This is a genomic window from Arthrobacter sp. NPDC080086, from assembly GCF_040702285.1.
This window is the reverse complement of record NZ_JBFBKP010000005.1, coordinates 64,712-84,952: the sequence shown is the minus strand read 5'-3', so window position 1 is coordinate 84,952 and position 20,241 is coordinate 64,712. Positions and strand designations below refer to the sequence as shown.

General features: G+C 61.4%; 27 protein-coding genes. 14 read left to right on the top strand and 13 right to left on the bottom strand.

Annotation, left to right across the window (positions count from 1 at the left end; genetic code table 11):
- Positions 1–28: 28 nt before the first annotated feature.
- From catC to AB0305_RS03815, 6 genes are read left to right on the top strand one after another with little or no spacing between them, the layout of a single operon-like run.
- Positions 29–319, top strand: a complete 291-nt coding sequence (gene catC / locus AB0305_RS03840) for a muconolactone Delta-isomerase (RefSeq protein WP_366171526.1) — start codon at positions 29–31, stop codon at positions 317–319.
- A 39-nt stretch (positions 320–358) separates the two neighbouring features.
- Complete coding sequence (gene catA, locus AB0305_RS03835) at positions 359–1,309, top strand: catechol 1,2-dioxygenase (protein WP_366171524.1); 951 nt, start codon at positions 359–361, stop codon at positions 1,307–1,309.
- 28 nt (positions 1,310–1,337) lie between these two features.
- Positions 1,338–2,696 (top strand): Rieske 2Fe-2S domain-containing protein, encoded by a 1,359-nt coding sequence (locus tag AB0305_RS03830; protein WP_366171522.1) that lies wholly within the window; start codon positions 1,338–1,340, stop codon positions 2,694–2,696.
- Positions 2,693–3,181 carry a benzoate 1,2-dioxygenase small subunit gene (gene benB / locus AB0305_RS03825; protein ID WP_366171520.1) on the top strand — a complete coding sequence of 163 codons (489 nt, stop codon included), beginning with the start codon at positions 2,693–2,695 and terminating at the stop codon, positions 3,179–3,181. Before AB0305_RS03830 ends, benB begins: the two co-directional genes overlap by 4 nt.
- 48 nt (positions 3,182–3,229) lie before the next feature.
- Positions 3,230–4,258, top strand: coding sequence for a benzoate 1,2-dioxygenase electron transfer component BenC (benC, locus tag AB0305_RS03820; RefSeq protein WP_366171518.1), 1,029 nt, complete (start codon positions 3,230–3,232; stop codon positions 4,256–4,258).
- Complete coding sequence (locus AB0305_RS03815) at positions 4,255–5,037, top strand: 1,6-dihydroxycyclohexa-2,4-diene-1-carboxylate dehydrogenase (RefSeq protein ID WP_366171516.1); 783 nt, start codon at positions 4,255–4,257, stop codon at positions 5,035–5,037. Before benC ends, AB0305_RS03815 begins: the two co-directional genes overlap by 4 nt.
- Before the next feature lie 75 nt (positions 5,038–5,112).
- On the opposite strand, the gene AB0305_RS03810 is transcribed toward AB0305_RS03815, so the two are convergent.
- Positions 5,113–5,286, bottom strand: coding sequence for a hypothetical protein (locus tag AB0305_RS03810; protein ID WP_366171515.1), 174 nt, complete (start codon positions 5,284–5,286; stop codon positions 5,113–5,115).
- Positions 5,287–5,341: 55 nt separating this feature from the next.
- Between AB0305_RS03810 and AB0305_RS03805 the strand changes: the two genes are divergently transcribed.
- From AB0305_RS03805 to AB0305_RS03780, 6 genes are all read left to right on the top strand, one after another.
- Positions 5,342–5,560 (top strand): hypothetical protein, encoded by a 219-nt coding sequence (locus AB0305_RS03805; protein ID WP_366171513.1) that lies wholly within the window; start codon positions 5,342–5,344, stop codon positions 5,558–5,560.
- Between the two features lie 88 nt (positions 5,561–5,648).
- Positions 5,649–7,064 carry an adenosylmethionine--8-amino-7-oxononanoate transaminase gene (gene bioA / locus AB0305_RS03800; RefSeq protein WP_366171511.1) on the top strand — a complete coding sequence of 472 codons (1,416 nt, stop codon included), beginning with the start codon at positions 5,649–5,651 and terminating at the stop codon, positions 7,062–7,064.
- On the top strand, positions 7,051–8,298 hold the full coding sequence (gene bioF / locus AB0305_RS03795; RefSeq protein ID WP_366171509.1) for an 8-amino-7-oxononanoate synthase: 1,248 nt from the start codon (positions 7,051–7,053) through the stop codon (positions 8,296–8,298). The genes bioA and bioF overlap by 14 nt, the downstream gene beginning before the upstream one ends.
- Position 8,299: 1 nt before the next feature.
- On the top strand, positions 8,300–8,989 hold the full coding sequence (bioD, locus tag AB0305_RS03790) for a dethiobiotin synthase (RefSeq protein ID WP_366171507.1): 690 nt from the start codon (positions 8,300–8,302) through the stop codon (positions 8,987–8,989).
- A 41-nt stretch (positions 8,990–9,030) separates the two neighbouring features.
- Entirely contained in the window at positions 9,031–9,573 is a 543-nt protein-coding gene (locus AB0305_RS03785; RefSeq protein ID WP_366171505.1) for a hypothetical protein, read from the top strand.
- Between the two features lie 153 nt (positions 9,574–9,726).
- Positions 9,727–10,251, top strand: coding sequence for a hypothetical protein (locus AB0305_RS03780; protein WP_366171503.1), 525 nt, complete (start codon positions 9,727–9,729; stop codon positions 10,249–10,251).
- Positions 10,252–10,347: 96 nt separating this feature from the next.
- On the opposite strand, the gene AB0305_RS03775 is transcribed toward AB0305_RS03780, so the two are convergent.
- Complete coding sequence (locus AB0305_RS03775; RefSeq protein WP_366171501.1) at positions 10,348–10,557, bottom strand: DUF1653 domain-containing protein; 210 nt, start codon at positions 10,555–10,557, stop codon at positions 10,348–10,350.
- Between the two features lie 7 nt (positions 10,558–10,564).
- A complete protein-coding gene (locus AB0305_RS03770; protein WP_366171499.1) occupies positions 10,565–10,912 on the bottom strand; it encodes a hypothetical protein in 348 nt (115 codons plus the stop codon).
- A 157-nt stretch (positions 10,913–11,069) separates the two neighbouring features.
- Between AB0305_RS03770 and AB0305_RS03765 the strand changes: the two genes are divergently transcribed.
- A complete protein-coding gene (locus AB0305_RS03765; protein WP_366171580.1) occupies positions 11,070–11,408 on the top strand; it encodes a zinc ribbon domain-containing protein YjdM in 339 nt (112 codons plus the stop codon).
- 354 nt (positions 11,409–11,762) lie between these two features.
- Here the strand turns inward: AB0305_RS03765 and AB0305_RS03760 are convergent, their stop codons facing one another.
- From AB0305_RS03760 to AB0305_RS03715, 10 genes are all read right to left on the bottom strand, one after another.
- Positions 11,763–12,395: a hypothetical protein gene (locus tag AB0305_RS03760; protein WP_366171497.1), complete on the bottom strand. Its 633-nt coding sequence runs from the start codon at positions 12,393–12,395 to the stop codon at positions 11,763–11,765.
- Positions 12,396–12,875: 480 nt separating this feature from the next.
- Positions 12,876–13,784: a hypothetical protein gene (locus AB0305_RS03755; protein ID WP_366171495.1), complete on the bottom strand. Its 909-nt coding sequence runs from the start codon at positions 13,782–13,784 to the stop codon at positions 12,876–12,878.
- A 196-nt stretch (positions 13,785–13,980) separates the two neighbouring features.
- Positions 13,981–14,793, bottom strand: coding sequence for a zonular occludens toxin domain-containing protein (locus AB0305_RS03750; RefSeq protein ID WP_366171493.1), 813 nt, complete (start codon positions 14,791–14,793; stop codon positions 13,981–13,983).
- Positions 14,794–14,930: 137 nt separating this feature from the next.
- Positions 14,931–15,251, bottom strand: coding sequence for a DUF5455 family protein (locus tag AB0305_RS03745; protein ID WP_366171491.1), 321 nt, complete (start codon positions 15,249–15,251; stop codon positions 14,931–14,933).
- Between the two features lies 1 nt (position 15,252).
- Positions 15,253–16,767, bottom strand: coding sequence for a hypothetical protein (locus AB0305_RS03740; protein ID WP_366171489.1), 1,515 nt, complete (start codon positions 16,765–16,767; stop codon positions 15,253–15,255).
- A gap of 137 nt (positions 16,768–16,904) precedes the next feature.
- The gene (locus AB0305_RS03735; protein ID WP_366171487.1) at positions 16,905–17,162 is read right to left on the bottom strand and encodes a hypothetical protein; all 258 of its coding nucleotides are present in this window, start codon (positions 17,160–17,162) and stop codon (positions 16,905–16,907) included.
- Positions 17,163–18,072: 910 nt separating this feature from the next.
- The gene (locus AB0305_RS03730; protein ID WP_366171485.1) at positions 18,073–18,300 is read right to left on the bottom strand and encodes a hypothetical protein; all 228 of its coding nucleotides are present in this window, start codon (positions 18,298–18,300) and stop codon (positions 18,073–18,075) included.
- Positions 18,297–18,599, bottom strand: coding sequence for a hypothetical protein (locus AB0305_RS03725; RefSeq protein WP_366171483.1), 303 nt, complete (start codon positions 18,597–18,599; stop codon positions 18,297–18,299). The genes AB0305_RS03730 and AB0305_RS03725 overlap by 4 nt, the downstream gene beginning before the upstream one ends.
- Positions 18,600–18,747: 148 nt before the next feature.
- Positions 18,748–19,011 (bottom strand): hypothetical protein, encoded by a 264-nt coding sequence (locus AB0305_RS03720; protein WP_366171481.1) that lies wholly within the window; start codon positions 19,009–19,011, stop codon positions 18,748–18,750.
- A complete protein-coding gene (locus AB0305_RS03715) occupies positions 19,008–19,322 on the bottom strand; it encodes a hypothetical protein (RefSeq protein WP_366171479.1) in 315 nt (104 codons plus the stop codon). The genes AB0305_RS03720 and AB0305_RS03715 overlap by 4 nt, the downstream gene beginning before the upstream one ends.
- 165 nt (positions 19,323–19,487) lie before the next feature.
- Here AB0305_RS03715 and AB0305_RS03710 point away from each other — a divergent pair, with 165 nt between their 5' ends.
- Positions 19,488–19,781: a hypothetical protein gene (locus AB0305_RS03710; protein ID WP_366171477.1), complete on the top strand. Its 294-nt coding sequence runs from the start codon at positions 19,488–19,490 to the stop codon at positions 19,779–19,781.
- The last annotated feature ends 460 nt before the right edge of the window (positions 19,782–20,241 follow it).

Sequence of the window (20,241 nt, the reverse complement as noted above, 5' to 3'; positions counted from 1 at the left end):
ACCAAACAACCCCGCCAAGGAGACCGCAATGCTGTTCCACGTCCGCATGGATGTTCACCTGCCGGCCGACATGCCCGCCGATGTCGCCGACGAGATCAAGACGCGCGAGAAGGCCTACTCGCAGGAGCTGCAGCGCAGCGGCAAGTGGCGCCACATCTGGCGCCTGGTTGGCGAGTACGCGAACGTCAGCGTCTTCGACGTGCAAAGCAACACCGAGCTGCACGACATCCTGACCGCGTTGCCGCTGTTTCCGTACATGCAGATTGCCGTGACGCCCCTGTGCCGTCACCCGTCGTCCATTCATGACGATGACGCCTGAGTCTGAAAGATCGCCCGGACATTTCCCCAAAAGAACCCAGTGGAGACACCCATCATGAACGCACGCGTATTCCAAACGAAAGAAGTGCAGGACCTGCTGAAGGCCGCCACCAACCTGGACGGCAACGAGGGCAATGCCCGCCTGAAGCAGATCACCCACCGTCTGTTGGCCGATCTGTTCAAGGCCATCGATGATCTCGACATCACGCCGGATGAAGTCTGGGCGGGCATCAACTACCTGAACAAGCTCGGCCAGGATGGCGAGGCGGCACTGCTCGCTGCCGGTGTGGGCCTGGAGAAGTACCTCGACATCCGCATGGACGCTGCGGACGCGGCACTTGGCCTCAACGGTGGCACGCCGCGCACGATCGAAGGCCCCCTGTACGTTGCAGGCGCAACGGTGCGCGATGGTGTATCCCGCATCGACATCGATCCGGACCCGGCTGCGGGCCCGCTGATCATCCACGGCACGGTGACTGGCCCGGGCGGCAAGCCGGTGGCCGGCGCGCTGGTCGAGTGCTGGCACGCGAACTCGAACGGCTTCTACTCGCACTTCGATCCGACCGGTGAGCAGAGCGCGTTCAACCTGCGCGGCGCAGTCCGAACCGGCGCCGACGGCAAGTACGAATTCCGCACGCTCATGCCCGTGGGCTACGGTTGCCCGCCGCAGGGTGCGACCCAGCAACTGCTGAACGGGCTTGCCCGCCATGGCAATCGTCCGGCGCACGTGCACTTCTTCGTCTCCAGCGACGGCCACCGCAAGCTGACGACGCAATTCAACATCGAAGGCGATCCGCTGATCTGGGACGACTTCGCCTACGCCACCCGCGAAGAACTGATTCCGCACGTGACCGAGAAAACCGGCGGTGCCGCGTTCGATCTGAAGACCGATGCGTACAAGGACATCGAGTTCAACGTCGTCCTGACGCCGCTGGTACAGGGCAAGGACAACCAGCGCGTGAACCGCTTGCGCGCCTCGGCCGAGGCCTGAGACCCGATGCCTCAACGTGGAGACGACCATGTCCGCCTTGATCGACAAAGCCAACGAACTGGATCACCTGCTGTCAACCGCGGTGGTGGATGACGAAGCGGCGGGTATTTTCCGCTGCCGCCGAGACATCTTTACCAACCCGGATTTGTTCGAACTGGAGATGAAGCACATCTTCGAGAACAACTGGGTGTATCTGGCGCACGAGAGCCAGATTCCGAACAACAACGACTACTACACCACGTGGATCGGCCGCCAGCCGATCGTCATCACCCGCGACAAGACCGGTGAGCTGAACGCCGTCATCAACGCTTGCGCACACAAGGGCGCCATGCTTTGCCGCCGCAAGCACGGCAACAAGGGCAGCTTCACTTGCCCGTTCCATGGCTGGACGTTCTCCAACACCGGCAAGTTGCTCAAGGTGAAGGACGAAAAGACCACCGAGTACCCGGTGCAGTTCAACACGCATGGCTCGCATGACCTGAGGAAGGTCGCACGGTTCCAGAACTACCGCGGCTTCCTGTTCGGCAGCCTCAACGCCGACGTGCTGCCGCTCGAGGATTACCTCGGCGAAGCGCGCGTGATCATCGACCAGATTGTCGATCAGGCGCCGAACGGGCTCGAAGTGCTGCGTGGCAACTCGTCCTACATCTACGAAGGCAACTGGAAGATGCAGATGGAGAACGGCTGCGACGGCTACCACGTGAGCACCGTGCACTGGAATTACGCCGCGACGATGGGCCGACGCAAGGAAGGCGGCACCCAGGCCGTGGATGCGAACAGCTGGAGCAAGTCGGTAGCTGGCGTCTATGGGTTCGAACACGGCCATATCCTGCTGTGGACCAAGACGATGAACCCGGAAGTGCGGCCGGTCTATGCGCACCGTGAGGAAATCCAGGCACGCGTGGGCGAAACCCAGACGGACTTCATCGTCAATCAGACCCGCAACCTGTGCCTGTATCCGAACGTGTTTCTGATGGACCAGTTCAGCACGCAGATTCGCGTGGTGCGGCCGATCAGCGTCGACAAGACCGAAGTCTCAATCTTCTGCTTTGCGCCGAAGGGCGAGAGCGCCACTGACCGCGCCACGCGCATCCGCCAGTACGAAGATTTCTTCAACGTGACCGGCATGGGCACGGCTGACGACCTAGAGGAATTCCGCGCCTGTCAGAACGGGTATGCCGGCACCACGGCGCTGTGGAACGACCTGTCGCGCGGCGCGCCGCTGTGGGTACATGGCCCCGACGAGAACGCCACGAAGATGGGCTTGAAGCCGCTCATCTCGGGCGAGCGCAGTGAAGACGAAGGCTTGTTCGTCTGCCAGCACGAATACTGGGTGCAAGTCATGCGTGACGCATTGAAGAAGGAATGCGAAGGGGTGCCAGCATGAGCGCCGATTACCAGAAGATCTGCGCCGCCCTGTACCGCGAGGCGCGGCTGCTTGACGACCGCCAGTGGGACGCCTGGCTGGAGTGCTACGCCGAAGACGTCACGTACTGGATGCCCGCCTGGGATGACGACGACCAGTTGACCGACGACCCGCAGAGCCAGATCTCGTTGATGTACTACCCCGATCGCTGTGGGCTGGAAGACCGCGTCTTCCGCATCAAGACCGAGCGCAGCGGTGCATCGACGCCGGAGCCGAGAACCAGCCACGGCATCACCAACGTGGAAGTCATGGCCGAGCGCGACGGTGAGGTCGACGTGCGCTACAACTTCCACACCCTCAGCCACCGGTACAAGACCACCGACCACTTCTTCGGCACGATGTTCGTCACCCTGCGCAAATCCGGTGACGACTTCCTGATTGCATCCAAGAAGATCGTCCTGAAGAACGACTACATCCGGCAGGTACTCGACGTCTATCACGTCTGAGATCGCACCCACGTATAGGACACGCGCAAGAGGCAGCGGAGGTATCCCATGTCCAGTTTCACAGTTGCATTGAATTTCGAGGACGGTGTCACGCGGTTCATCGACTGCAAAGCGGGGGAAAAGGTGCTCGACGCCGCCTTCCGCGCCAAGATCAACCTGCCGATGGACTGCTCCGATGGCGTCTGCGGAACCTGCAAGTGCCGCGCCGAGAGCGGCAGCTACGACCTCGGTGACGATTACATCGAGGACGCCCTGACCGAAGACGAGAAGAACACCGGCCTCGTGCTGACGTGCCAGATGGTGCCGCAAAGCGATTGCGTGATCGCGGTGCCGACCACCTCGACCACATGCAAGACCGGGCAGAGCAGCTTCGGCGCAACCCTGTCGAAAGTCGAGTTGCACAACGATGCCGCCGTCGTGCTCGAACTGGATGTGGATGCCACGGCGCCGGTGTTCCTGCCTGGACAGTACGTCAATATCGGCGTGCCCGGGAGCGGTCAGCACCGTTCGTATTCGTTCTCATCGGCGCCCGGCGAAGCGAAGGTCAGCTTCCTGATCAAGAAGATTCCCGGCGGTGTGATGAGCCACTGGCTCGAAGCCGCGCGGCCGGGCGACAAGCTCGATCTGCAGGGGCCGCTGGGCAGCTTCTATCTGCGCGAGGTGCAGCGTCCGCTGTTGTTCTTGGCTGGCGGCACGGGCCTCGCGCCGTTCCTGTCGATGCTCGAGGTGCTGGCGCGCGGCCATTCGCAGCAGAAGGTGCATCTGATTTATGGCGTGACCCGTGACCTCGACCTCGTGCAAGTCGATGCGCTCGAGGCCTATGCGGCGCGGTTGCCGAATTTCAGCTACGCCACCGTCGTGGCCGACGCCGCTTCGAGTCATCCGCGCAAGGGTTGGGTGACGCAGCACATCCCAGCCAACGCCCTGAACGATGGCGACGTGGACGTCTACCTGTGCGGGCCGCCGCCAATGGTCGACGCCGTGCGCACCTACTTTGACGACGCAGGCGTGAAGCCCAACAGCTTCCACTACGAGAAGTTCACGCCCAACGCCACACCGAACGCGAAGGCAGCATGACCATGCAACGATTCTCAGGCAAGGCCGTCGTCGTAACCGGCGCGGCGCAAGGCATCGGGCGCGGCGTCGCGATGGCCGCAGCGGAAGAGGGCGCCCAGGTGCTGCTGGTGGACCGCGCGGAACTGGTCTACGAAGTGCAGGCTGAGATTGCCGCAGCGGGCGGCCAGGCCCACGCCGTCACCGCCGATCTGGAAACCTACGCAGGCGCCCAGCATGCCGTGCAGACCGCACTCGACACCTTCAGCCGCATTGACGTGCTCATCAACAACGTCGGCGGCACGATCTGGGCCAAGCCGTATCAGCACTATGAAGAGGCGCAGATCGAAGCGGAGATCCGCCGCTCGCTGTTTCCAACGCTGTGGTGCTGCCGTGCGGTGCTGCCGCATATGGTGGAGCGTAGGCAGGGCGTGATCGTCAACGTGTCATCCATCGCCACGCGCGGCATCTACAGGATTCCGTATTCGGCGGCCAAGGGCGGTGTCAACGCGCTCACGGCCAGCCTGGCGCTCGAGCATGCGGACGACAACATCCGCGTCAACGCTGTCGCCACGGGCGGCACGGAGGCGCCGCCGCGCAAGATCCCGCGCAACGCGGCGCCGCTGTCGGAGCAGGAAACCGTCTGGTACCAGGGCATCGTCAACCAGACCATTGCCAGCAGCCTGATGCACCGCTACGGCACGATCGACGAGCAGGTAAGGGCGATCCTGTTCCTGGCTTCGGATGAAGCCTCGTACATCACGGGGACGGTGTTGCCGGTTGGGGGCGGGGATCTGGGCTGACCACGCTGGTCGTACGCCCCAAAACAAAAACGGCGCCGATGCGCCGTTTTTCCTGATGTACTGCTGGAGCGGGGATTAGCCGATATACGAGCCGGACTTGCCAACCACTTCGGCGTTTTCCAGGTTGTCATCCCAACCGTTGCGGAAGTAGTTGAACACGGCGCGCATCAGCGCCAGCGGCTTGCTGTCGGCGGCTTGTGCCTGCGCTTCGGCGGCGAACTTCGGGGTGTAATAGGCTTGCTGGATCATGATGTTGTTCTCTCTAGGGTTTTCCCGAGTATAGGGTTATCCCTAGGAGGCGGCAATGTCCGGCGCCATACTTTCAGTACATTCTGAATATCACCCGCTCCTGATGGGCAGCCAGTCCCGGCAGATGACGAAAAAGGCGCTTCGCCGCATTTCCCGAATTTTTTTTTGCGCAAAGATCGCCACAAGACCGCCGACGTTTTGCCGAAAAACATTGCTTCATCGTGCTTTATCGGTAATTTTTATCGCAAAAAGCGCTGATTTGTCCGCTTGTTGATTGACCGGCAAGCCGCCTACCATACGCCGCCATGTGCCGGCCCCGTTCTGCTGCATCGCGGGGCCGGCGTTGCTACTTGGAGGTTCGTATGGCGTATCCCCCCATCCCTGTCTCAGTTGACGGCGCGCAAGGTGCCCGCTCGGCCAACGCGGCGTGGCAGGCGCGCAGCCGTGCGGCGGTCTGGCATCCGTGCACGCAAAACGCGCGGCTTGATGCCATGCCGCCGTTGCCCATTGCGCGCGGCCGGGGCCCATGGTTGATCGACTTTGATGGCAAGCGCTATCTGGACGGCACCAGCTCATGGTGGGTGAACCTGTTCGGCCACGCGAATCCGCATATCAATGCGGCGCTCAAAACGCAGCTCGATTCGCTTGAACACGTGATGCTGGCCGGCGCCACGCATCGCCCGGCGGTTGAACTGGCCGAGCGCCTGGTCGACCTGACGGGGGGCGTGCTCGGCCACAGCTTCTTCGGCTCGGATGGCGCCTCCGCCGTGGAAATCGCGCTCAAGATGAGCTTCCATGCGCATCGGAATGCCGGGCAGGGTGCCCGCAGCCGCTTCGTCTGCCTGGAACACGGCTACCACGGTGAAACGCTCGGCGCGCTGGGCGTGACCGACGTGGCGATCTTCCGCGATGCGTATGACCCGCTGATCCTGCAATCGCACCGCGTGCCTTCACCCGACGCTCGCCTGGCCGGCCCGGGCGAGACCGCCGCCGACGTTGCCGAACGCGCCCTGGCGGCTTTGCGCGATTGCCTTGCCAGCAACTCCGGCACCATCGCCGCCGTCATCATCGAGCCGCTGGTGCAGTGCGCCGCCGGCATGGCCATGCACGACGTGAGCTACCTGCGCGGTGTGCGTGCGCTGTGCGACGAGTTTGGCGTGCACTGGATTGCCGACGAGATTGCCGTGGGCTGTGGTCGCACCGGCACCTTCTTCGCATGCGAGCAGGCCGGCGTGTGGCCCGACTTGCTGTGTTTGTCCAAGGGCATCAGCGGGGGGTATCTGCCGCTGTCGATCGTGCTGTCGCGCGATGCCATCTACAACGCCTTCAACGACGATGCGCCCGTGCGCAGCTTCCTGCATTCGCATTCGTATACAGGCAACCCGCTGGCATGCCGTGCGGCGCTGGCCACGCTGGATTTGTTTGCGGAGGAAGACGTGTTCGCGCGCAACCGCGTGACTGCCGCACGCATCGCCCAGGGGCTGGCACCGTTGTCGCACGACGCGCGCTTCGCGCATCTGCGGCAGACGGGAATGATCACTGCGTTCGACGTCCACCCCGAGGTGGCCGGTGCGCGCTTTGCCGAGCGCTTTGCACTGACGGCGCGCACGCATGGGCTGCTGCTGCGCCCGATCGGCAACACCGTCTATCTGCTGCCCCCCTATGTGCTGAGCGACGAAGAGACCGACACGTTGGTCGAACGCACGCTACAGACGCTGGAAGATACGCTTGCCCAGGCCACTGGCGAAACGGAAGGACACACCTATGCGATTGCTTGACGACCTGCAGGCCGGCCTCGATGCCATTGACGCCGCACACTTGCGCCGCGTGCGCCGTACCGCCTACAGCCCCACCGACCGCAGCCAGCGCACCAGCATGCCGGGCGGTGAGCCGCGCGACATCCTCGGCTTTTGCGGCAATGACTACCTTGGCCTCGCTGCGCATCCGGCATTGGCTGAGGCCGCGACGGCGGGCGTGCGGCAGTACGGCTTCGGTAGCGGCGGGTCGCACTTGGTGAGCGGCCATTCGGTTGCCCACACGCGATTGGAAACGCGCATGGCTGCGCTGCAGGCGCCGCACATCCCCGAGGCAGATGCACTGTTCTTCTGCACCGGCTACATGGCCAACCTGGCCGTGGTGAGTGCCATGGCACAGGCCGGCGGCATCCAGCCCTCGCAGGACTGCACGGTGTTTTCCGATGCACTGAACCACGCTTCGCTCATTGATGGCGCGCGGTTGTCGCGGGCACCGGTCAAGGTTTATCCGCACGCTGACGTGGCTGCATTGGACGCGCTGCTGGCCGCCAGCACGAGCCGCAACAAGCTGATCGTCACCGATGGCGTGTTCAGCATGGACGGTGACATCGCGCCGCTGCCCGAACTGCTCGCGCTGGCCGAGCGTTACGACGCCTGGCTGATCGTGGACGACGCTCACGGCCTGGGTGTGGTGGGAAAGAACGGCGCGGGTGTGTTGTCGCACTTTGGGTTGCGTTCCGAGCGCTTGGTTTATGTCGGTACCTTTGGCAAGGCGGCGGGCGGTTCGGGCGCGGCCATCGTGGCGCACCGCATGGTGATCGACTGGCTCATCCAGCGTGCGCGCACCTATATCTTTACGACGGCCACGCCGCCGGCGATTGCGTGCGCCGTCGAGGCGGCACTGGATGTGATTGCGAGCGAGGAGGGCGCTGAACGTCGTGCCCGCCTGACCCGCCACATCGCCGTGTGGAGTGCGCATGCGCAACGCCTGTCGGCACGCTTTGGCTGGGAATGGATGCCGTCGCCCACGGCCATCCAGCCGATCGTGATTGGCGAAAATGCCCCCGCACTGGCCCTGGCCGCCGCGCTGGAACGCGAAGGCATCCGCATCGCCGCCATCCGCCCGCCCACGGTGCCGGTGGGCACCGCGCGGCTGCGCATCACGCTGTCGGCGGCGCATACGGATGCGGACATCGAGCGGTTGGCGCATGCCCTGGAAGCGGCCGGCCAATCGCTGCAACCGGCAAAGGCCGCTTGAGATGCCAACCCGCTTTGATTGCTTCGTCACCGGCACGGATACGGAGATCGGCAAAACGCTGGTCAGCGCGGCATTGCTGACCAAGTTGGCCAATGCCGGTTATCGCACGGCCGGGCTCAAGCCAATTGCTGCCGGTACCTTGCCTGACCAAGCTGAGCGATCCAACGAAGACATTGAGCAGTTGCGTGCAGCTGCCTCTGTCGACCTGCCGGTCACAACGATCTGCCCGTGGTTGCTGGACGCTCCGATGTCGCCACACCTGGCCGCTGCGCGCGAGGGCTTGACGATCACGCTGCCGCCGATTCTCGACGCCTTCGCGCACGCCAAAACCTTGTCGGATGCCGTGGTGGTGGAGGGCGTGGGCGGCTTTCGCGTACCGCTGTCGGACGACTTTGATACGGCGGAGATGGCGGTGGCGCTCGGCTTGCCCATCGTACTGGTGGTCGGCCTACGCCTGGGCTGCCTGAACCACGCCGCACTGACCGCCGAGGCCATTGCGGCGCGTGGGCTGCACCTGGCTGGCTGGGTCGGCAACGTGGTCGATGCGTCCATGGCGGGCTTGGATGACAACGTGGCCACCCTGCGCCGATGGATCAGCGCGCCGCATCTGGGCACGATCCCGCGCCTGCCACGCGCGGACGCGCACCTTGCTGCCACGCACCTCGACATCGCCCCGTTGCTAGTCCGCTGAAGGATGGCGCAGCGCTACACTGTTCCGCTTGAATGGACGCGATGGAGACAGCTGTCATGCGCGCAATGCGTTGGCTGACGGTAGTAAGTGTGATGGTGGTGGCTGTGGCAACGGCCGGATGTGCGGCATTGGAATCTCCGGTCACCAAGGGGCAGCGGCTCGTTGGCGCCGACGAATCGGCCGTGCAGGCGCAGTTCGGCCCCCCGCGCGAGACGTATCCGCTGGACGGCGGCACGCGCTGGTTGTATCCCACCAAGCCCTACGGCCAGTTCACCTACGCGGCGGACTTTGACGCGAGCGGCAAGCTCATCGACTTCAAGCAAGTACTGCGCAGCCTGGAATTTGCCCAGGCCAAGGTCGGCGTCTGGACCAAGGACGATGTGCTGCGGCATTTCGGCCAACCGGTCGAGACGGCGTACTTCCCCCGTATGGATCGGCTGGTCTGGTCGTACCGCTTCAAGGCGGACGATGTCTGGCCATCATTGATGCACTTCTACTTCGACCCCGCCGGCGTGCTGCAACTCACGCAAATCACGCCCGACCCGCTGTACGACCCAGACCGCCCACGGCTCTTCCGCCGGTAGTTGATGTGGCACAAGCGGCTTGTGCGCTCAGGGTTCCTCCTGCGTTGCGTGCTTGGCCGCGCGACCTAAGCTAGAGAGCAGGGGAGGCAGACGCCGCTGGCGTTGGTCGACAGCAACCCGTCATGAGAACGGGCGCATCGTTGGGGGTGCATCATGCTGACGCATCACTGGGTCGACATCGACCCGCTTGAAGCGGAGCGCCATCCGCTCTACGGCATGGCCGGCTGGCTGCCGTGGGTAGTCGCCGTGGCCATTGCCGGGCCAACGTGGGTGTTCTGGCAGGGCTTGTCGGTCGACGCCTTGCAGACAGCGGGCGCCGATCTTTTCAATGCCGACACGCCGGGCAGCGGGGCCATCAACCTGACCATGCTCTTGTATCTCATCTCTTGCGTGACGGTGCTGGTCCTGGCCACCACGCATGACAGTGCGTTCCGACGCGCCATGATTGTGCATATGGCGCTGTTGCCGCCGATGATCGGGTTGACGCTGATGGCTGGCGGTGTGCCGGGCGCACAGTCCACGCTCATCCTGGGCATCGGTGTGGCAGTGGCGCTCCTTTGCACTTGCGGTGTTTATCTGCAGGTGTCTCGGCGCGTGCGGGTCACCTTTGAGCTACGAGATCGGATGCACGGTGAGCATGCAGGGTTCAGGCGACGCCACGGGGCCGCAACCGGTTGATGGGCATCACCATCACGTAGTTCCGCCGCCAATTCATCGCTCGAACCGGAACGTCTGGACGCTCTGCACTGTGGCGTCATCCGTTCCGACAAGTACTCAATCAATCAACGCAAAGCGCGGCACCTGCTGGCCGTCCACTTCGACCATCTCATGAAACATGGTGGAGGGGCGCGTCCAGATCGTGCCGTTGGCGGCACGGTACACCGTCATCTTGATGGTGGGATCGGGCTCGTACGTGGCCTCGCACAGCCATTCGTATTCGCCGCCCTTGTAGTGGCGGTAGCGGCGTGCCGGGGTGTTCTGCATGGACGCCTCAGTGCTGCGTGGGCTTGTCTTCGTCATCGACATAGGGCGTGTGCTTGCCCTCTTGCGTTTGCGCGCCGAGTTTGGCGTTCTCCATGGCGTCTTGATACGCCAGCATGGCAGCGGCCACGGCTTCGGGCTCGCCATTGAAGGAGATCACGCTTTCGCCGCAGTTCGGGCATTCGCCGCCGAAGATGGCGTGGATACCGGGCATATCGCGCGGCTCCATGCCTTCAAATTCGGTAAAGGCGGTCTGGCAGGCGCCGCAGACCAGCTTTTCTGGGCGCAATGCCTCCAGCCGGCTTTGCGCCTGAGAAATGCGTTCGGCTTGCGTGCCGCGTCGTTTGGCTTCGCCCATGGTGGTCTTCCTGTGTTCAGAGGTGGAGGAGGGGATCATACCGAACTGGCGTGGCAGCACGCGCTCAAGCGGTCTCAGCGTGACGCTCGTCAACTGGCTGGGGCGACCCGGCTGGTATAGTGCGCCCCCTTATCCGCTATCTGCTTTCCCGTACGCCATGCCGACCATTCCTGCTTGCCCGCAATGCGGCTCTGAAAACACCTACCCAGACGGCGACCTCTACATCTGCCCGGATTGCATGCACGAGTGGAACCCGGCCGCGCAAAACGAAGAGGTGGAAGCCGAGGCCGTCATCAAAGACGCTAACGGCAACCCGCTGGCCGTGGGCGACTCGGCCACCCTCGTCAAGGATCTGAAGCTCAAGGGCGGTTCGGGCACGCTCAAGGCCGGCACCAAGATCAAGAACATCCGCTTCGTCTCGGGCGACCACCCGATCGATTGCAAGATCGATGGCGTGAGCTATCTGCTCAAGCCAGAGTTTTTGAAGAAAGCGTAAGCAGCCACACCGACCGGACACCCAGGTCATCGGTGTGGCTTCCGTTCAAGATTGTCTGACTCCTGCGGCTGCGCCAGCCAGCGCCGTCGCAAAATCACGGTACGAGCGCAGCGGGCGGCCGAGGATGCGGGTCAATCGCTCCACATCGCCGCCTCCGGCACCATGCCATCGCTGACCTAGCGTTCGGCCATCAGGCGCATTTCATACGCCATTCACTTCGGCAGGAAGTTCGCCACGTTTTGCTCGAACCCGGTAGGGGTGTCACCGGCATAGGCAACAGGGCGATCAAGAATCTCTGAACTGGGCTGTGACCATCCACAAGTCTAGCTATGACCGAGATGCTTGACTGCTGCATTACGAACTCTTTCTGGTGATTGCGGCGACCATGCCAATGTGATTGTGGTCCACCGCAGCTCGGGTAGCCTCTGTCACCTCAACGTCGAAGTTCTTCCAGTCGCCAGAAATGTAGATGCGGTCGAGCTTCCAATCTGAAAAGCCTCCTCCCGCAAAGATGCACTTTGCGTTCAACTCTTCGACCAGGTATTCATCATCGGCACGATTGAAGTCGCCAATCCATAGGGTTGGTTGTTTCTGCTGGTACTTGAACCGGGGCTCGGAAGTTAGACGCGTCGCTGCCGCGCGCAGTGCGAGGGTTGCCACGCGTTCGTTTCCTGACTTGAGATGAACGAACACGATTCGAATCCCCTCCCGCGCAAGCTGAAACGTCACCATGGGGCGGACTTGTTGCAGCGTTAGGTCGAGGTCAAACACGTCCGTGATGACGCGGAGGCGACCGTCCGAATCCTTGGCCTGTATGGACATAGTGGGTACACCGCCTTTCCAGACCTCCTGAAAACGAGGCTTTACAGCGGGATTCTCCGCGATCAGAACGACGTCGTAGTCCTGATAGGGGGGCGTGCCATACTCGCCGCGGCTGCCTTGGTTCATGTAGAAAAGTTTCACGACGCTCGCTCCGATGTTTTCCATGAGCAGTGTAGGTAGCGGACGGTTGGGATTGAATAGGCCGGGCGTCACGGCGGCGACCCGTGCCGCTACGCCGGTTGCACATGAACGGTTAGGTCGTTCCATGCAGGTCGTTGGTGGCAGCCACGTGGTTTTTTATTTTACATAATACCGATTATGGGAATCTGAACCGAGGGAAAGACCCACCTGAGACGGGTCCACAAATGAAGCCTCCAGCACTAAAACTGGAGGCTTTTTCTTTGCCTATGCAAGACCCTTCAAAGCGCTGGGCCAACCCCGCCGAATTCGACTATTGGGCCAAGGTCTACACCGTCAAAGTCCTGTCCAAGAAGCTCAAGCGCACACCCCGAACCATCCGCGATTGGCTCCGAGGCGCACGCCCAATTCCAGCCTGGACTGTTGCAGTTTTGCGACTCTCAGAGATTGACGCCGAAGCTTACCGCCGCAGCCTGTACCCGATGCACAAGCGACGACAGCTTCCCCTCACACTGCCAGACGATCCGAACGGATGTCAGCCAGCACACGATCCTGCTCAGTCTCAAACGGGCTAGGCGGCCCAAAGAAATGCCCCGGCCGTGGGCCTGTAGCCATCCAGAACGACCCATCACGAGCGCTCACGTAGGCCACCAAGTCATGCACCCCAAAATCCCGGTGCAGATCGGCCAAGATCGGCTTGAGCGCCTCATACATCGACGGATAGTTGCCCCAGTTGCCGTACACCTGCCGCTGCGGCACAACGATGCCACGCGAGGTCCAATAACGCTTGCGGTTCAACTCATGGCCATCAACGTCTTTGCCGATGTACTTGGAGATGTAGTCGGCCAGCTTATGGACCTCCCAGGCACCACGACCCTTGCCGCCGTTGGGGTTGCGAATGTGGCAATACCCCTTGCCCTTGCCGCCCACGACACGCAGCCATGCGCGAATCGCAAAGTGTCTGGCCACCCGACCCTCTACCGCGATGTGAAGGTGCCATGCGCCCCGTTTCTGAAGCTCCGGGACGGCCACATAGTGGAAGATGCGCGCCTTCGACATGATGCGACGGAAGCGGTCAAACAGCTTCAGGAACTCATCCAACTCCGTGATGGGCTGGCGTGTACTGAGCGTGAGCATGACGCTGGCAGCGATGGCCTTGCAACGCAGCCGAATGGCCTGCCGGGCACGCCGAGCGGACGACTCGACGCTCTGACCACGATTCTCCGACTCCCCACGCTTGGTGGCCTTGGCGCGCCACCGATCGCGCAACTGATCCAGGCGCTTCCACTGTGTCATCGGGAAGCCTGACACCTCCACCTGCCCATTGGGGAATATACGCTGCCTAACGGCGATGCCTTCCTGATAGCAATATCCCTTATCAAAGCTAGCTCGCTCGCCTACAATGTCATGGCGCATGACTTTCTCCAGTTGTGTTGTGTGCCACCGCCCCGATTGCCTGCCAGCAATGCGGGGCTTTTCTTTTGCCCGGAAACCCGCGTATCTGTTGGGTTCCCCGGTTCTCTGTACGTTAAGTGTTATTGATACAAGTAGGGCCGGCTCCGCCGGCCCTGGCCCGCGCTGCGCACAGGCCAGTGCCGTCTGATCCGGCCGGTCAAATCCGCTTCACCATGCCGCGCCATTCGTCATACGACACCAATCCAGCCTCGTGGAGCTTCCAGAGGCGTCGCGTCTCCTCCAACCTAGCCTTGACCGAAAAACAGCGCCTGACACGCTTCCAGCCGTCGGTATAGGCCGGTGGCAACATCGACCAGGGCGCTTGCTCCGGATCGTCCACAAACACCTGCCGGGTGTCATAGCACTTGTAGAGGTCTTTAGCCCGATAGACCCAGCGATCGGCAACCACGGCATTGGCTTCGGTGCCGTAACGGACGACGGCCATGTGAACCTGCGGCAGACGCGGCTTGACGAGCCCAAAGGTGGCGAACTTGATGATGGGACCGAGAACCGGAATGCCGATGCGGTCTAGCCGACGACACGTGACGCGGTACTCAACGATGGCGGTGCGCAGTTGCTTGTCCAACTGCTCTATGTTCTGACACAGCAGATACAGGTCCCACCCGAGCTTGCGGCTGTGCACCAGCCAATCGAGCACAGCCTGCCGCGTCTTATCCGCAAAGGTGCGTGCGTTCAGCCACGTCGCAAGCTCATCGAACACCAGCACGCCGTTGCGGCGCTCATCGTAGGACTCATTGCCCTTGCCGAGCGCTTGGAGGTGTTCCGCTTTCGGCTTGTCAGGAAGGCGCACAACACGCGCGAGCTTCGACTTGTAACCGATGAGCGGACCGAGATTCAGATCGAGATTGGTGCCCACAGGCACGCCCCTGACGAGCGCATCACGGATGATGCCGGTCGCAACCAGAGACTTCCCTGCCCCAAGTTTCCCTTCGATGAGATAGATGGCCATGACACCCTTCCTCGCGGAGTCGCTTCCGCGCAATTTTGTTGCGTGCCGGCAGGCTGAAAACGCCGACCTGGTTAAAGAAAACGGATCCGCCAACGCCAGATGATTGCGCCGACAGATCCGTTTTTTGAAATTAACTGCTAGCGCGCAGTCAACTCAAGGGACTTGACCTGCCAGCGATAGAGAGCGCACGCAGACCACACCGTACACACCGCGCTGATGCAGTACGCCGAGACAGGCGGAAACGCGGCATAGAGCCCGCGAGCAATCCACTCATTGGTGGGCAGCATGCCGAACAGCGCAGACGCCGCGGCCTTCATCACAGCCACCAGCGCAGCAAACGCCGCAACGAAGACGCCGACCACCAGCAGGTTGTTGGCGACACGACGAACCATCAATTCGCCGAACAGCCCACCGAGCCACGTCAGCAAGCCAGAAAGCAAAGCACCAAGCAAAGGCATATCAGGCTCCGTTAATGGCGTCACGCACAAGCAGGATGGAAACCAGGGCGCTGACTACAAGCCACACCCAGGAGACCACATCACGAGTAGCGTCGATCGTCGGACAGATATCGATGTCCATTGAGTCAACGCCCGTGGCTTTGGGCAAGGCGTATGAAAACGAGGAGCAGGTGCCTTGCAAGGGCTTGACCACATCACCGATGCCGAACTGATCCGGCCTCGTTTGCCCAATGTCTGCAAGCTTCGACTTCAACTGCGTGTCAGCCGTGTCCATCTTGTCTTTGGCAACCGCTGGCTCTGCATAGCTGGCAGTGCCACTCTCATCAATCTTGCACGGCCCCGTATCAGCAAGACCACACGTCTTCAACTCGACCTTCGGCGCGGTACCACCACCGCCAGTCACACCACTAGCCGGCCCACCACCCGTTTGCCTACCAGTATCCCCGCTGTCCTGGCCATTCGTCGTGGTCGTGGTGCCAGTAGACGGGCAGCTACGCGTCGTGGTCGTGGTGCCCTGATAGTTGAGGGGCGAATCACCCGCCGTCGCACTGGTGTTAGGCCGAGCCTGCACACGAACGCCAGTCGTCGTCGTACACGTCTCTGTCGTGCCATCGGGCTTGGTTTGCGTGTCCGTACTGGTCTTTGCAGCAGGGTCGCTCACCGTGTCCGAGCCATTAATCTGCGCTGGCTGATTCTGCGCATTGGCGGAGGCCTGGGCTTGCTCATCCGGAGTCATCGCGTGCCAGTAGTCAGGCAGACCCATAGGATTCGCAGCCATCTGACGATTCCACGCAGCAGCAACATCGGGATATGCCACAGGCACCGGATCAACCTTGACGCTCGGATCAGGAACGCACTTACCACCAGACTGCACATAACCAGAAACACACGCAGCATCCGAACCGATAACAGCACCAGAGTAACTAATCCCATCAGGCCACACCAATGGACAGTAATACGACCCATCAGCACGCGGCGTCACAGCACCAGCAGTAAAGCCCGTCGATTTCCAGTACGAAGAAAACGCATCGACAACAGCCTGACAAGCAGATTGCGGACTATCTCCCGTAGCACGCGGCGGACCTCCAGAAAGCTGACCAGACCATCCCTGGCCGTTGAACCCAGCGTCACCCTGACTCTTATTGACCTGCCCCGGCTTACACCACCCCGACTGACTCTGCATACAACGCTGCAAACCTTCCACTGCAAGCGTACCAACCATCAACGCAATCATTGCCGGGTTGACGGAGCGCGCAGCAACAGCAGCAATATCACCGAGCCCAATAGCAGCAGTTTCCGTCATCGCAATCTGCCCGATGCGCTTGCCTGCATAGCCGATGCGCACAACGCCGTTCGCATCCATCGCGATACCAGCCGGAGAGTTCAGCGCACGAATGGTCTGATTCATCATCCGTTCGTAGTCCCACGAGATCGCGCCCATGCGACCACCACCCGTGACCGTAGCGGACGACGACAACGACCAGCCGCAAAGAAAAACGGCCAGTGCAAGCAGCACCAGCCGTAGGCGTTCAGCCCTTTTGCCAAACGCAGAAGTGATCCGCTTTCCCACAGGCATAGAAGGTCTCGTATTGGGGATCAAGCACCGTGCCACAGCCCGCGAGGCAAAGCCCCGCGAGCAGACCCATTAGAAGCTTAGGCAGCACCACGCAGCTTCTTGACGTACTTGATACCCACGCCGATCAGCACGCCGATCACGGCAGCGCCCATCAGCTTCGGCCCGTTCGTGGTGGCCACCGACTTCAACTGCGACACGCCGTCATCGACAGCCGAGGCGATGGCGCCCGACAGATCGACGGTTTGCGCCGAGGCAGGCAGCGCCGACATGGCAGCGACCGACGCAGCGGCAGTGATGGCCCAGTACTTGGCATTGGCTTTCTTCAGCAGATTCATGATTGCTTCCTTCAACTGTTTTCCCCGCCCTTGTTGATGCATCCGGCCCGGGCGGTGTTGGGCCAGATTCGTAAATCCGTGGCGCGCGCGACCTCGTCGTTAAGGTCTTGGTATCTGAACCACGCCCGCCTCTTCGGTACTCCGCGTTGCGCTCCGCTACGGGCACCCCCGTTCATCGCTGAAAGTGGGCCCCGCCTTCCACTCCTGCAGCCACCCCCCGTTCAGCGCCGAAAGTGGGCCCCGCCCTACGTTCCTGCATCCACCCCCATTCAGCGCCGAAAGTGAGCCTCCCCACTCCGTTCCGCAGACACGCGGCGCGCGGCGGAAGACAGACGGTGCGAGACGGCCCACGGGGGCAAGCCCCCGTGGGGACTCCGCTACAGAGTGTGGACAACTCCGGCACTCACCCGTGGACAAGCCGTGCATCGGGGATGGACAACGATGCGGCCGTTGCCCACGCCCGCTACACAACTTGCCCACAGGTTCGTCAACGCCGGTTTGCCCACACCCATTCCGCTACGCTCGCCACGAATTTCATTCATGACGACCATCCAGGGCACCGTCTGTCTTCCGCCGCGCGCCGCGTGTCTGCTCCACTCCGGGTACTCCCGTTCGGCGCTGAAAGTGGGCCCCGTCTGCATCCACTCCAGGCACCCCCGTTCGGCGCTGAAAGTGGGCCCCGTCTGCATCCGCTCCAGGCACCCCCGTTCATCGCTGAAAGTGGGCCCCACCCTCCACTACTCGCCCCGCTACGCACCTACGAGGCGAACGCTCTGAACAAACGAATGCGCCATCCAACAGATCGGCGCGCGCGGCTATACGACTTCTTCAAAACGCGCCATGAAACGCAGCATGCAACCGAGGAAGAAGCCGAGGAACCCAGCCCCAGCGACCCATGCATAGACAATCGTCATCGCAACCTCCCAACCACCATGCCGATCAAGAAGCCCACCGAGGCGGCAGCAGCAATCACCACTTGCATGCTCTTCACCGCCGTATCCCGTATCTGCGTGAGCATGTCCAACTGCATCTGTGCACACGTGGTAGCGGGGTCGCACTGCGCTGTATCAGCGAAGGCTGCAGGCGACAGCAGCAGCGCGATCAAGGCCAGCGAGGTCAGTACATGTCGGGCTTTCATTCGACACGCCCCACGCCGACCACAGCGACAACACGAGGTACGCCGTTGTCATCCACGAAGAAAAAACCCACGCCACGTCGTGTACGAATGCACTCGCTGGCGTGCGCATACGCTGGATCAGCAGGGCAATCCACGCGCACAGCATCAAGGAACAAATCAGCAGTTGGGACATGCTCTCTCTCCACAGGCACACCACGAAATTGCTGCCACGCCTGCACCAAACCAGCAGCGACAAGCCCCAGAAACAACGCCGTGACCCACTTCACGACACCATCAAAGCGACCGAACAGCTTCATCACCACACCCCCATCAAGCCACCGAGCGAGTGCAACGAAACACGACACAGCGAACCACTCCAAGCCACCGTCTCAGCATCACCACGCTCTAACGCCAAACCACGCCGCCACAGATCAAGCAGCAGCAGCGACCGTTTCATGTGTGCGTTTTTCACCATGGCGAGGCGAGGCCTCCAAGCTGCATCAAAAACAAAGCACCTTGCCGATTCACCATTGGCAGCAAGGCCGGGTTAAGCGCTTCTGCAAGCTCACGATGCACAAAGAAATCGCAAAACCGAACGCGAGCTTTGCGAACCAAAAACGGCAACTGCATCGTCTTGTTGTCATGCGGATCAACCATCACGACCCCCGTTAACCGAAAACGCCCGGCAAAACTCATCGCTTCACCGGGCTTCTGTTCAATCAGGTAAATCACGCGGACGCCGTGGCAGCGGCTTTGGGCGACGCCGAAGGACGACCGAACGGCACCAGCGACGCCACACGGAAATCCAACATGCCCTTGCTGTCAGCGAACGGGGTCAACTCAAGAAGGTATTCGCCAGCAGGCGTACCGACATACTGCTCCGGGAGATTCTTGCGAGCGACAAAAGTCTCTTCAACCTGCTTCCCGTCCACCTCGCGAGCACTGGTGATGATCAACTGCGCTTGATGCCGCGTGCCCTTCTTGCCTTCGAACTCCCAATCGCTGCTGTTGATGCAGATGAGTTGTGCCTTGTACTTGCTCATGTTGTTTCTCCGTTGTGCCGACGCAGGGGTCGGGCGGTGTTTCAAAGCCACTGAGGGCAAATTGAGGTATGTTTACCCGCGGAAACACACACTGCGGGTGACACACAACATGTGTCATGGCGAACAATGACACACGCCGTGAGTCACTACCAATTGGAGTTAGCTATGAGCTTTCGAGACGTGATTGAGCTAGCCTTGCACGGACGAAGCGTGCGACAAGCAGCACTAGCGATGGGGATGTACCAGCAGCAATTGCAACGCTTCTATAGCGGTAAATGCCTTCCGAAATATCCGGAGGCCTACGCAATTGCTAAAGAATCCGGAATGGACACCGGAGAAGTTTTTAAAATTTTGGCCGAAGAGGAAGCCAAAAAATCGCAAAAAACGGAAAAAATTTCCAATTCTTTTAATAGGCTCATCGAACTGCTGAATCCGCGCCGGGACTGGCTCCCAGCGTGATTCGATGAGCCAAAGATTCAGGTTTTCATAACACAAATTATGAGATGAATGGATGTTGGGGATTTTTTCTAATGTCGTACTTGGACCGCTCCAACGCAAACATGGGCCGAAATTCGGTACTTTTTGACGGAACGCAGTGCCGTAATGACGGATTCGGGCGTCTCTGCCATTTGGTACCGGCTTTGCGTTGGCGAATTCTGCTGATTCGCATTAGATCCCTCGATTCCGTTAAGTGGGTCTCATGAGCTCCAGCTGTCGGCGTCCGCGCCGACGCTGCGTTAGCCAACGGAGTACAGCGCCTAGCGACTAATCGGCCCCGTGGAGTCAACATGGTGTTTGTAGGCCGCGATCCAATCGTGCGCCATCTCCCATTGGGCTTGCGCCAAGGGAATCTTGCGGGATGTTGGCCTGCGTTACGCGGATCAACGGCTTCCGGAGTCAGTCTGGGATTGGGGCACGG